Origin of the sequence: Lysobacter sp. 5GHs7-4 (assembly GCF_021284765.1) — a bacterium.
Lineage (GTDB): Bacteria > Pseudomonadota > Gammaproteobacteria > Xanthomonadales > Xanthomonadaceae > Lysobacter.
The window spans coordinates 2,210,085-2,222,267 of sequence record NZ_CP089924.1 but is presented as its reverse complement, the minus strand read 5'-3'; the positions used below and the strand labels follow the sequence as shown (position 1 = coordinate 2,222,267).

Annotated in this window: 9 protein-coding genes; 2 read left to right on the top strand and 7 right to left on the bottom strand. The window is 64.4% G+C overall.

The annotated features are described in order from the left end of the window. Nucleotides 1-50: 50 nt before the first annotated feature. From LVB77_RS10020 to LVB77_RS10000, 5 genes are all read right to left on the bottom strand, one after another. Entirely contained in the window at nt 51-1,151 is a 1,101-nt protein-coding gene (locus LVB77_RS10020) for a lysozyme inhibitor LprI family protein (RefSeq protein WP_232909975.1), read from the bottom strand. A gap of 450 nt (nt 1,152-1,601) precedes the next feature. Next, nucleotides 1,602-2,102 carry a hypothetical protein gene (locus LVB77_RS10015; protein ID WP_232909974.1) on the bottom strand — a complete coding sequence of 167 codons (501 nt, stop codon included), beginning with the start codon at nt 2,100-2,102 and terminating at the stop codon, nt 1,602-1,604. Nucleotides 2,103-2,149: 47 nt separating this feature from the next. Then, the gene (locus tag LVB77_RS10010; protein ID WP_232909973.1) at nt 2,150-2,344 is read right to left on the bottom strand and encodes a hypothetical protein; all 195 of its coding nucleotides are present in this window, start codon (nt 2,342-2,344) and stop codon (nt 2,150-2,152) included. 56 nt (nt 2,345-2,400) lie between these two features. Beyond that, nucleotides 2,401-2,967 (bottom strand): hypothetical protein, encoded by a 567-nt coding sequence (locus LVB77_RS10005; protein WP_232909972.1) that lies wholly within the window; start codon nt 2,965-2,967, stop codon nt 2,401-2,403. A 424-nt stretch (nt 2,968-3,391) separates the two neighbouring features. Continuing rightward, complete coding sequence (locus LVB77_RS10000) at nt 3,392-4,054, bottom strand: hypothetical protein (protein WP_232909971.1); 663 nt, start codon at nt 4,052-4,054, stop codon at nt 3,392-3,394. Between the two features lie 377 nt (nt 4,055-4,431). On the opposite strand from LVB77_RS10000, the gene LVB77_RS09995 reads away from it, so the two are divergent. Then, complete coding sequence (locus LVB77_RS09995; RefSeq protein ID WP_232909970.1) at nt 4,432-5,109, top strand: DUF2306 domain-containing protein; 678 nt, start codon at nt 4,432-4,434, stop codon at nt 5,107-5,109. 162 nt (nt 5,110-5,271) lie between these two features. Further along, nucleotides 5,272-5,637 (top strand): hypothetical protein, encoded by a 366-nt coding sequence (locus tag LVB77_RS09990; protein ID WP_232909969.1) that lies wholly within the window; start codon nt 5,272-5,274, stop codon nt 5,635-5,637. 556 nt (nt 5,638-6,193) lie between these two features. Here the strand turns inward: LVB77_RS09990 and LVB77_RS09985 are convergent. After that, nucleotides 6,194-10,666, bottom strand: coding sequence for an RHS repeat-associated core domain-containing protein (locus LVB77_RS09985; protein WP_232909968.1), 4,473 nt, complete (start codon nt 10,664-10,666; stop codon nt 6,194-6,196). 850 nt (nt 10,667-11,516) lie between these two features. Then, nucleotides 11,517-11,984, bottom strand: coding sequence for a hypothetical protein (locus LVB77_RS09980; protein ID WP_232909967.1), 468 nt, complete (start codon nt 11,982-11,984; stop codon nt 11,517-11,519). Nucleotides 11,985-12,183 lie beyond the last annotated feature (199 nt).

Sequence of the window (12,183 nt, the reverse complement as noted above, 5' to 3'; positions counted from 1 at the left end):
AACTCCTGGCGGAACGCGCTCCGTCGCCGGCGCGCGCCCCCTTGCCGATGTTACTGGCCGGCTTTAGTGCAGGTACTGTAATCCTTGCGATCCGCGATCTTGGGCGCAGCCTCGCGCGCATCGATCGTCTTCTCGCCGCGCTCGCAGGCCCCGCTGCGATACCACACGTAGAGGCGGCCGTCGGCGATGCGCGACAGCGAATGCCCGCGCACCAGCTCGGCCAGGGCGCGGTTCTCCACCAGGCGCTTGGTGCCGGCGTCGTACAGGTAATAGGTGTAGGACGGATCGCCGTACGCCCCATCGAAACCGGTCCAGACCAGCAAATCCTCGTGCCCGTCGGCGTTGATGTCCGACAGCATGAAGCTGTGCCAGCCCTCGACGAAGCCCGACGCCAGCGAGCCGCTATACGCCGTAGTGCCGGACTGGATCTTCGGCGCGAACACCACCTGTGCCAGCGACAACGTCTGCTCGCCCAGCGCCGGCGCGCTCAGCTGCACGGTGGCGTTGGTGCACACCAGCGCGCGCTGCCCACTGCAGCCGTCCGACTGCAGCGATAGCGTGGTGTCGACCAATCGCAGGCGCAGGCTGCCTTTCAGGTCGGGGGTGCCGCGCACGCCCAAGCCCTGCGGGACCGCGGACGCGTCGTCGGCCAATGCGTCGAAGCGTGCGATGGTGCGCCGGAGTTCGCAAACGCGGTCCACGGCACCGGTCGGAGCCGCGCTGCCCTGCCCTGCCGCACACAGGCGCTCGTTCTCTTTCAGCCATGCCGTCCGTTGCGCCTGCAACACAGTGCGCTGCACGCCGACCAGGGCAGCGGTGCGCTCCTGATACAGCTGATCCAGCGCACGGCGCTGGTAGGCCAACTCGTCGTCCAGGCAGCGCGACTGCGCCGCCGCATCGTCAGGCGATGCCGTTACGCAGGCGCGGTACTTACGGCTGCCGAACAGCGGCGGCGGCGACACTGGCTTGGCTGGCGATGCTTGCGCCGCGACCGGCGCGGTTGCGGTGCGCGGGGCCTCGGGGGCAGCGGCCGCAGGTTGCGACTGAGCCGCCCCCTGGCAGCCGGACAGCGCAGCCACGAAGGCCGCGCCGATGATGAACACGCGGTGGCGCCGAGGGCGCTGCGCCCGATCGTCCTTGTAACGAGCCATGCCTGCCTTTCTGGATTGGGGGTCGAAGAGGAGGTATATCGGGCTTATAGCATACGGAATAGGGCTGCCGTCATAGGGCGCTACAAACCCCGAATACCGCTTACGGATACCGTTCCGGCGAGTTATCCGCATGGAGCTCCGAGGACAGAACCCGCCAGTTGCCCCGCGGACTCCACTGATAGGACATCTCCATACGCATCGGCCCGTCAGCGCACTGACCTAAGCTCTCAACGGCAGCACCTCGTACTCGGCATTTCACGTCGAAGCGGACAACGAGCTCTACCCCATCGCTCCATCCGTCTCCAAAGTCGACGCGATGCACCTTCTTAACCTCTAAAGCGCTGTATTCCGCGATCATCAAACGGTGGAAATCCTGTTCAACCTGCTGTTCCGTTAGACGGGGTGTACAGCCGGCAAGGAGCGCGAGTAAGGCTGTTGCCGCATAACGCTTCATATTGGAGCTCCACCCGCTGCCGCGACGAACTTCCTGTCGTCATTGAACTGCAAAACTACCGCAAAGCCGTCCGCGCATACGCAGAAGAAGACGCAATCCGACCTCTTCGCATCCCCCGATACCATTAGCTCGACGACCTCAGACTGACGAAGGTCGCCCACGATGTCAGACAGCTTGTCGAGCACTCTGAAAGCAAGGAACCTTCGAAGATTGTCCAGCTCGCTTTGACTCGACCCCGGCGAATTTCTCACTAGGTAAACGCCAAGCTGGGCTTCCAAATCTCGCGTGCCATTATCCAACCGCCTTACGGACGAGAAGCGCAAGTCGGGCAGCCAGTGGTAGTCCAGCTGCAGTGCCCGTTCGATGGATGCGCCCTCGCCCACCTGCACCTGATAGCAAAAGGAGGTGTAGTCGCGGATCTCGCCGTTCAGCGCCGCGAGGCCGGAAAGATACCCATCCAGGCGGGCGACTTCAGATTCGAGGTTGGTCTTATCCATGGAGCGAGTAGAGCGGCTGCCGCCGTCATCAGAGAGGGGGACGTTCCTCAAACCCCTGCGCGCTCCGCCGCCGCCTGCGCTATCGCCGCGCGCAACGTGCGGTTGATGACGGCTTGTAGGCCCAGCCCCTCCTGGGTTGCGGCGTGGACGTCGCCCTCCAAGAAGAGGGTGACGGAGACCATGCCCTTAGCGGGTCGGACAGCACCGCGTTTGGCGTCGGAGAAGTCGTAACTAGCTTCCATAGGCTTGTTTCATTTCGGCGGTGGCCGATCTTGCCAATGGACCTATCGTACAGGCCCTAGCGCCCGGGCACCTGCATGATCCTGGCGATCTTCACCGCATAACGATCGATCACGCTGACCAAAACATACGCATTCGGTGAGCGGGCGGACATGTCCACGCCTACACGCTCCAAGTTGGAACACAGCACTTGCAAGCTTTCGGGCCATTGGCCGTACTCCCCATTGCGGTATCGCTCCAACATGACGGCCACCATAGGGTGACTGCTGCGCACCTCGAAGGTGACGCCTTGGGCGCCGCGTTGTTGCACACGCTGCAATAAGACGGGCACCACGACCGCCGCCAGCAGCGAAGCGGCGGCGATGACGATTTCGATGGACCCCGGGCGCACGCGCTCGATCCGGAGCAGCCCCATATGCTCGACGAATCTAGGGTCATTACGGAACATTTCCAGCGAATCCAACGGGTCGAACCTGGATACGGGTCCGTTCGTTGTGAGATCCGACTCGTGCGCGGCCTGGGCCAGCACCAGCGCCTTACCGATATCCTCGGACAGGTAGCCGAGGTGATAGAGGGTCATGTACTCGCTGCCGATAATTACCGAGACTTCGTCGAACTGCTCCACTCAGCGCTCCTTGCCAAGACTCCATTGATCAGGAGCGTACATGGTTTAGGCCGCGCTGGGGCCGCATCGCCGTTTCGGTGCTGCGCAGCGTCGTGCGATGATGCGCATCGAATGAGCAAAAAGGACATTCCGCCAGGATGGCCGGGCCCTCGCGAATCGCTTGAGTACCTTCCGGAATAACGTATGTGCCTTCGCGGGAGACAGCGACGCCTCCGGCAGGCCGGCGATGCATTCGTGAAGGCGATGACGGGATTCGCCTAAGCCTCCGACGTGTTCGCGAAGGCGCGCCGTGCTTTCCGGAATAGCCGCGCAGCCTTCGCTAATACGGGCGCGACCTTAGATGCCAATTCAAACGCGCTATTCGCGAGAATAGGGCGGCCGCTGACCGCCCTTCGCACATGCAGTTGGATGCAAGTATTTCGCATCAATCCTTCTGCGCGCCGTCCTTCGGATCCGGCGCCTTCGGATCGCTGGGCCTGGGCGCCCCAGCCTTGCTGTCCGTTGCCTTCGCATCGGGCACCTTCGCGTCCGCTGCCTTTGCCGGGCCAGGGAGCGGATTGACCGTCGTGGGCCAGGTCGGATCGTCGTAGGAGTAGCTCAATCCCTTGTCGATCTCGGCCTGGATGAGTTGCTGGGCGGTGAGTCTTAGATCCCGCATCTCGCCGACGTATTCACTCCCGGTGATCTGTCCGTTGACGTGCATGTTGCACAAGGCGAACGCACCGTCGCGGTACAGCTGCACCCCTTGCGACCGGACGAAGATCTGCTTGGCGACCAGTGCGAAGTTCTTTCCAAACTCTGCGGCGGATTCGTCCGAGCCCAGCACCTTGCCCCGCGCCGCAGCCGCGACCGCCGACGATATCTGTTGCGCCGTGTCGGGCGACGACTCGGCGCATAGTTTCGCCGTATCGTCCAGGCGCACGTAGATAACGCGATAGTCGGATGAGGTGGCCAAGGTTCCGATCATTTCCTTGCCCGCGATACCCAGCTTGTCCTCCAAGATCGGCGGCCGTTGCGAGAAATAGGTGGCGCAACCGCTGCCCATCAGGCACATCCCCAGCACTGCACTGGCACATACCCTGTTCATACGAATTCCCTTTCCAGAGCTGCAACGATGACGGGAACGCCTCAACATCGCCGTGAGCGCATTGCGTGACCCGCCACGCGCGTCCCCTTAGCCGGCGGCCCCTGCGTATGCGATGCGCTCATTGGGTACATCCACAACCCGGCCCAAAAGCGGACATGGCGCTGGGCATTGCGCGCCGATCCGTTCGCGTCTGTAGCGCGCTGTAACGCGCCGATATGGCACGCGGCGCACACCTATCTCGCTCGGCTCAGCCACGCCCGATGCACGGCGTGGCGCAAAGGCGGCCGGGTACCGCGCCGATTGCGTCCGGGTCGATAAGGCTGCGGGCTAAGATCAGCTTGGCACCCTACCGCCGCCGCAATCCACCGAGGCACGCCATGGCTCGCTACCGCCACACCGAAGTTTCCACCGCGCACCCGGCTTGGCCGCAGCGCGGCCTGTGGGCGCTGGCGTGGGGTCTGGCGGTGGCCGCGATGCTGCACTTTCTGTGGACCACGTACTGGAAGTACGCCCCGCAGGACGCGGCAGCCTACGGCATGTTCTGGACGCGGCGGGCGTGGCTGTGGACGCACGTGGGCGGCGGCGCGGTGACCGCGCTGCTGGGGCCGATGCAGTTCGTCGGGCGCTTGCGCATTGCGTATCCGCGCCTGCACCAGTGGACCGGCCGCGTGTACCTGTGCGCGATGCTGGTGGCTTGTACTGGGGCTGCTGGGTTGATTGTTACGTCGCTCGGTGGGCGGGCATTCCAGATTGCTTTTGCGGCTACCGCGCTGGCATGGCTGGTGACTGCGTTGAAGGGCTATACCGCGATTCGGCAAGGCCGCACGCAGGTGCATCGGCGGTGGATGATCCGTAACTACATCGTCACCTTGGCGCCGGTGGCGTTTCGGTTGGCGTTGCAGGTGCCCGGTGTGATGGCGTTGGCGAATCCGGCGGTGTTGATTCCAACGCTGCTGTGGCTGAGTTGGGCGCTGCCGTTGTTGGTGTACGAGCTAGGGACGGCCGCCACGCGTTGGGCGCGACGCGCACCGTCGCCGCAGGGCGATCCGGCCTGATACAACACACCTGACGGCCGGCTGCGCGTCGGCCGCCTTTCCTTGCCGCCCTACTCCGTTGACGGGGTAGCCGCGTCCGCGATGCGCTCCAGGTGGTGGAAATCGGGGTCGGAAACCGGGGTCAGAGTGGCGCTATCGGAAGGTCGCTACAAAGCCTGCCCTGTGGAAACTGTCGGCTACCTGCTGCGCTGCTGTCGCTACATTGGCCTTAACCCCGAGCGCGCGGGCTTTGTGGTCACACCCTGCGAGTACCGTTGGTCCAGTTACCACGCGAACGCGCTGGGCCGACGCGACCCATTGCTCACACCGCATCCGGTTTACCTTGCGCTGGACGCCGACGCCGAACGTCGCGCACAGGCCCATCGCGGCCTTGTCGAGGCAACGCTCGATCCGGAAGAGTTGCAACTCATCCGCTTACAACTGCAACGCCAACATGCGCTCGGCACCGATCGCTTCCGCATCATGATCGAAGACCAACTTCAGCGCCGCGCCGGACCGGCAAAGATCGGGCGGTCATGCAAGGTGTAGTAGTCGGGGAAAAGGACCTGGGAAGTGCACTCTGACTCCGGTTTTGGTCGAGGTAAATCCCTTCTGGTCTTTGAGCGGCGCTTCGTTGCTCGTTGACCTCCAACTGGCAACAACCAGCAATGCGCGGATGAAATAGTGGGTGTCCTAATCTGTCGCGTCAACCTGCTCATCAAATGACGCTGCCTTCTAGCTCGGCTTAACCATGCACGCAACATCATCGTTCTTACCGCCATCATCTAGGCCATTTGGCCCCAATGAGTAGATCCCGACGATCTTCTTCTCCACGACGATTGGTCGCACCGACCGTCGCCAACCATCGTCAAAGGCAGTCGCTGCGCTTTCTCGCTTCGGGTCAAGCAGAAATACATTCAAGCCGAGCGCAGCATCAGGCAGCGCCCCTTCATCCTCTCTGTATGCCTCCAATGCCGAGCACAACGTCATAACCCGTGTCTTAGTCTTACCGGCTGCGTACTCTCCCGGAGTGCTATCCGATGAGCACGCAGAGAGCATGCAAAGAGCAGAAAAGTGAATGAAATATCGAAGAACCAACTTCATATCAACCTCCTTCACAGCAGCCGCCAGCTTTTGAACGATAGCTCTTGTAGAGCTGATCAAGATTTGCCGGCGGGGTCCCGCCAGGCCTGCCCCAGAGCTTGTGCTTCCGGGCCCAACGAAGATCTACTCCAGCAGCGCGATCCTCCTCGTACTCCACGCGTACACGTATGCTCTCGTGGTGCGCCTCGGTATAGAAGCCCTGCCACCATGGATCCGTACTATGCATACCCTCATGCAGCAGAGTAAAAAACAGATCCTCCCACTCACGACGCGAAAGGCATTTTGCTTCACAGTACTTCTTGTCAATGGTGATATCACCCGACCAGTTGTCGGTACTTCCGTAGGAATCATTATCCACGACGCCGCACCTAAGCACTCCTCGCTGCTGGAGCTCAGGGAAAGCTGTGTTCATCAATCGATTCGTATAAACCACGTCCTCAAACGTCAATCCTTTCGAATCAAAGTTCACAAACGGATTGCTGGCCGCATATCCGAAAGTGCTAATTCCGCCCTTTAGGCCAACTGGATCGGCCTGCTGGTATCGCCCTGCGCGCGCCTCGTAGTCACGGAAGTAGTTGTAGTTCAGCCCACTCGTAGCGTCGTAGCGCTGCCCCGGAAACCGCAGATCGAATACGAATGCCGTGCCGTTGTTATCCGGATCCTGATTCGGCTCGCTGTCGCCAAAGGCCTCGTTGCCTAGCTGCCACGTCCACACGGACTTCTCCGCGACCGGATCGATCACATTGCGCGGCGTGCCCAGATGATCGGCTTGGACGTAATGCAGCTTGTTGGCGTCGATCACGCCGATCGGCAGGTCGCCCAGCCAGATTACCTCTTGGATGCGCGCGCCGGTGTGGTCGTACACACCAACCGTATGCCCCGCTTCGTCGTAGCTCGCATAGGTCTGCGCCGTTGACGTCATAGTCGGATAGCGATGCGTTTGCTCGCCTCTTCCGTTGTAGGTGTAGTTCATCACCGCATTGCCGCCCTGCTTCACCTGGCCCATGCGGTTAGCCGCGGTGTAGACGTACTCCTGGGCAGTGCCGCCGATGGCAGTGGTGTTGCCCGTGGCGTCGTAACTGCGGGCCGTGGCACCGACCTGCGACAGGCGGTGGCTGGTGCTCGGGTAGGTGTAGGTCTGGGTCGCGCCGGCGTCGGTCTTGCTGGTGCGGTTGCCGGTGGCGTCGTAGGTGTAGCCCTGCAGCAGCGCGTTGGTCGTGCCGTCGCGGGTTTCGGTCAGGCGGCCGAGTTTGTCGTAGGCGTAAGCGCGCAGCGGCGGTTCGGACTGGTCGCCCTTGCGCAGCTTGATCAGGTTGCCGACCGCGTCGAACTCGTAGCCCAGCGACAGACCGTCTGGGCCCACGTCCTCGATCACACCGGGCTGATAGTTCTGGTTGTGGGTGCGCTTGAGGCGGCGGCCATCGCCGTACTCCAGTTCGGCCGCTGGGCCGAACGGGTAATAGGTGACCCCGGCCAGCAGCACCTGCGGGCTCTGACCCGGTTGGGTGACCGTCACACCGCTGGGCTGGCCCAGGGTGTTGTAGGTGTAGCCCACCTGCATGCCGCTGGGATAGGTGACGGAGGCCAGTTGGTTGGCCAGGGTGTAACCGTAGACCAGGGTGAAGGTTTGGCCGTTGGTGGTCTGGACCTTGCGGACCGCGTTGCCGCGGCGGTCGTAGCAGTAGCGGGTGTTGCCGCTGCCGTCGTCCATACGGGTCAAGCGGCCGACGCTGAAGGTCTCGCCGGTCTGGCAGATCGCCTGGGTGGTGTCGTAGGTGTAGCCGACATTGAGCGCGGTGTCGCTGTAGGCGATGCCGACGACGCGGTTGAGGGCGTCGTAGCTGTAGGTCGCCGTCTCGTTGCGGGCATCGGTCTGGGTGGCGCGGTTGCCGGCGCTGTCGTAGCTGTAGCCGGTGATGCCGGTGTCCGGGCTGGTGAGCTGGGTCAGGTCGCCCAAGCCGTTGTACTGGTACTGAGTGTTCAGGCCCTTGGGGTCGGTGACCTGCGTCAGGCGGTCCAGCGCGTCGTACTGGAACTGGGTCTGGGCGTTGATCCCGGCGGTGTCCTGCAGGGTCTGCACCAGACGGCCGATCGGGTCGTAGGCGTTGTCGGTGATCGTGCCCAGAGCATCCGTGGTGGTGTCCAACTGCCCAGCGGCGTCGTAGGTGTGGCCAGTGGCGTGGTTGTAGGCGTCCTTGGCTGTGCTGAGCTGGCCAAGCTGGTTGTAAACACGCGACAAGGTGCGCAGCAGCGCGCCGCCGCTGTCCTTGGTGTCTTCCTTGGTGCGCTGGCTGGCGTTGTCGAGCGTGTAGACGAGCTGGTTGCCGGCGTTGTCGGTGACCGTGGTCAGGCGGTGCGCGGCGTCATAGCCGAACGTCGTGTAGCTGCCGTCGGGTTGGGTGATCTTGCTGACCAGGCCGGTGGGCGTGTACTCGTAGCGGGTGATCGCGTCGTCGGCTTCGCTGCCGGCGTTGGGGCCGCGCAGCTTCTGCGCGGTTAGCCAGCCGCGCGGGTGGTACTCCAGGTCAGTGACCACGCCGTTGGCGTCCTTCACCGACAGCGGGCGGCCGCCGCCGTCGTAGGCCAGGGTCTCGGTGACCTGCCCCAGCGCGTTGGTGACCTTCCACAGGTCGCCCTTGCGGTGCGGACAGGTGGTCGGGGCGCTGGCGCAGGTCGCGTCGTCGCTGGCGTAGTACGTGAGCTGGGCGGTGTCGGCCACGTCCGTGCGCGGGCCGTTGAGCGAGGTGACCAGGCCCAGCAGCGGGCAGCTGCCGGCGGTGATGTCGGCCTGCTCGCAGTAGGTAGTGGTGCTGGTGCGCGTACTAGCAGGCGTCGCCGGGTCGGTGGCGGTCGACGTCAGCGCCTGGCCGCGCGCGTTGTAGCTGTAGTTCTGCTTGGCCAGCAAGGCGCCGGCGGCGGTGTAGGTCTGGCGCTGCGTGGGCAGGTCCAGGGCGGTGTCCCAGGCCGTGGTTTCGCTGCGTAGGCGGGTGCTGGCGGCGGCCAGGGCGTCGGTGGCCGGGCACTGGGCGGTGGTGGCCGCCGGGTAGTCGTAGCGCGCGATCACGCGCAGCCAGTCGGCGTCGTAGTACAGGCAGCTCAGCAGATCGCCGCGGCGGCGGTTGGAGACGTTCGACTTGGTGTCGTAGACCGTGCCCGCGGCCATCGCCAGTCCGCCGGTGCCCGAATCCACACGCTGGGTGGGCACCTGCACGCCGAACCGGGTCTGAAACTGGAACTGGGTATTGCCGCCCTGCGGCGTGGTGACGTTGACGTTGCTGCCGTCGGCGCCGTAGTTGACCACGTAGCGCTCGACGCCGCCCGCATGCTCGGTGGTGATGGCGCGGCCGCTGCCATCGTAAGTGAACGTGGCGTACGCCACGCCGTTGTGTGCCACCTCGGTCAGGTACCAGCTGTTGACGATCTTGATGTAGCTGTAGGACGTGACCGAGGCGCCCTGGGTGACGCTGGCCAGCTGGCCGTTGACATCGTAGCCGTACACGATGGCCTGCCCGTCGGGCAGGTCGATGCGGCTGAGCTGATCGTTGACGCCGTAGGTCATCGTGGACACGCGGCCGTTGGCGTCGGTGACGGAGGCCACCCGGCCGTTGGCGTCGCGCGCATACGTCGCCACCACGCGGCCGTCGCGGATCTCGCGCTGGAACTGGCCCTGTGCGTCGTAGATTTCTTGCGCGTTGCCCGGCTTACGCAGCTCCCAGAAGCTCTGGCCGCCCACTTGATAAGGGTTGAGGCGGTATAGGCGCTGATCGTCCTCAGGCTTCCACTGGCCGTTGCCGTCGTGGGTGAACGCCAGCGAGCGCCCGTCCGCGCGCATCACCAGCGCCGCCTGGAACTGCGAGGGCCGCGCCTCGCTCACGACCAACTCGCGCGTCAGGTCGGAGAACCAAGAGCCGCCATACGGGTTCGGTGAGCCGAGGAAAGTGGGGAACGAGTTGTAGCTGCGCGCCAGGCTCAACTGCGCGGTCAGCTCATCGCGCGTGCGCTCGATCTTGACGCCGCTGTTGACGGAGATGGGGTTGCCGACGTCCGTGGGGCAGTGCTGGCAGGCCTTGGCGGGCGCCACCGTCGACGAGTAGCGCACGCAGGTGAACTGGTTCTTCAGGTAGTTGTACCCAGCCGGACACACCTGCTTAAGCGCCACCCAGTTCTGGCGGAACACGTTGTACTGCGTCTGCCCAGTCGACCGATCGGTCTCGTCGTAATAGCAGCCTATGCCGGCGGTCGGATGGGTGCCGTATCGGCCATTGCCATAGGTGATCGGCGGTTGAGCCGAGTTACGGGTGACGGAGTCGCCCACCAGCCGGCAGGCCACGTTCGCATTCGTAAAGAGCAAGGCCTTGCCGTCAATACCGCCCTGGTACATGGTGGTGGACGGCAGCGAGTGCTCCTGCGCCCCAACGTTGGCCGTTGCGCACAGCAGCAGCGCGAGCGCGAAGGCGCGTGTAATGCGTGTCATCCCCAGTCCCCGAAGCGTTGCGATCAGTGGACATGATCGCGGTCCGGGCCCTCGCGGTACAAGGCGCGCGGCTTGTCTATTTATGGCGGCGTGGGGTTGCGCCGATGTCCGCCTTGCTGGCCCCGTGTCCGAATCGAGGGCTCGGTCGCAGCGCGGACCTTCAATCGGGTGTAGGCGACGCCCCCGACATGCATTGAGTGAGAAAAAAAATACCTATCGCCACCTTACTCAGCTTTAGCCATAGCACTTCAATCATTCGTCGTGTCCACAAAACATCGCGCCGTGCGCCGCCGCACGGCCGGGCACCACGAATGAGTAAAAAAGACATTCCGTAATCGCGGCCGGTCCTTCGCGAATCGCCTGGGCGCGTTCCGGAATGACTGCGTGGCCTTCGCGAAAGACGGTGGCGCCTTCCGGAAGGCCGGCGGCGCATTCGCGAAGGCGGTGGAGGGATTCGCGTAGGGCCCCGGCGCTTTCCGGAATGCTGGCGACGCACTCGCGAAGGCGCGCCGCGCCTTCGGGAACACCGGCGCCGCCTTCGCGAAGACCGGCGCGGCCTTCGCATAGGCCGTCAAGACCTTCCCGAAGGCGGCGATGGGCTTACGCAAGGTCTCCGGTGGATTCGGGTAAGGCCCGGCGGCGTTGCGTCAGCAACGGCGCGGCGGTGCAGACGCCAGCCCCTGCGGGCGGCAGGGGACGGCGGCCTGCGCGAAGGGCGCGCCGGCGTTAAGCGTTACGGCGATGGGCGTGGCGTGGCGGCCGTGTGGGCCGCGATCGCGCCCTGCCCTGGCGGACGTGGCGGGACGGTGGGCGGCGGGGCGAGGCCGGTGCGCTGCGCGCGGGCGCGGGCTCAGGGGACGGGCGGTGCGGGCTCGCGGCGGGTTTTGGCCCAGCGGCCGGAGAGCTCCTTGCGCAGGCCGTCCAGGCCCTGGTTTTTGCCGGAGACCTTGAGCAGGCCGTAGCCCTCCAGGGCGAAGTCCATCAGGTCCGCGCCCAGGGCGGTTTCGGTGTCGGCGCCGCGTTCGGCCAGGCGTTGCAGGCGGCCGAGCAGCGGGCGCAGGCGTTCCAGCGCCTGCAGGTCGGTCTGGGCGCCGGCCACGTCCAGGCTGGGCGGCACGATCTGCGGGTTGAGTTGCAGCACGTTCAAGGTCTGGCGGCAGAAGTACTCGGACTTGGGGCCCATCTTGTTCAAGCGCCGGCGGTCTTCGGCCTCCAGCGAGATCAGGCCGGACAGCAGGGTCTCCAACTGCGTCAACGCGTCTTGCGCGCCGGCGAGTTGGTCGTCGGTGATTTGCAGCGAGATGATGCCTTGCGACATGGCGATGCTCCGTAGCGGGACGAGTGCGCGCCGCGGTTGCGGCGCAGGGCTACGGTGCGATGCGCTGCGCGCTGCGCAGTCGGCGAACGCCGCATCGCGTTGTCAGAAAATTCTTGGGTCAAAAGCGGTGCGCGCAGGCACACGCGAGTGAAACGTGTCGCGCGCTGTGCTTCGCGATGGTGGGCGCCAACGCTGCCCT

Excerpts from the sequence above, each read along its gene's own strand:
- LVB77_RS10020 (WP_232909975.1), bottom strand. The coding sequence starts at position 1,151 with ATGGCTCGTTACAAGGACGATCGGGCGCAGCGCCCTCGGCGCCACCGC.
- LVB77_RS10000 (WP_232909971.1), bottom strand. The coding sequence starts at position 4,054 with ATGAACAGGGTATGTGCCAGTGCAGTGCTGGGGATGTGCCTGATGGGC.
- LVB77_RS10015 (WP_232909974.1), bottom strand. The coding sequence starts at position 2,102 with ATGGATAAGACCAACCTCGAATCTGAAGTCGCCCGCCTGGATGGGTAT.
- LVB77_RS09985 (WP_232909968.1), bottom strand. The coding sequence starts at position 10,666 with ATGACACGCATTACACGCGCCTTCGCGCTCGCGCTGCTGCTGTGCGCA.
- LVB77_RS09980 (WP_232909967.1), bottom strand. The coding sequence starts at position 11,984 with ATGTCGCAAGGCATCATCTCGCTGCAAATCACCGACGACCAACTCGCC.
- LVB77_RS09995 (WP_232909970.1), top strand. The coding sequence starts at position 4,432 with ATGGCTCGCTACCGCCACACCGAAGTTTCCACCGCGCACCCGGCTTGG.
- LVB77_RS10010 (WP_232909973.1), bottom strand. The coding sequence starts at position 2,344 with ATGGAAGCTAGTTACGACTTCTCCGACGCCAAACGCGGTGCTGTCCGA.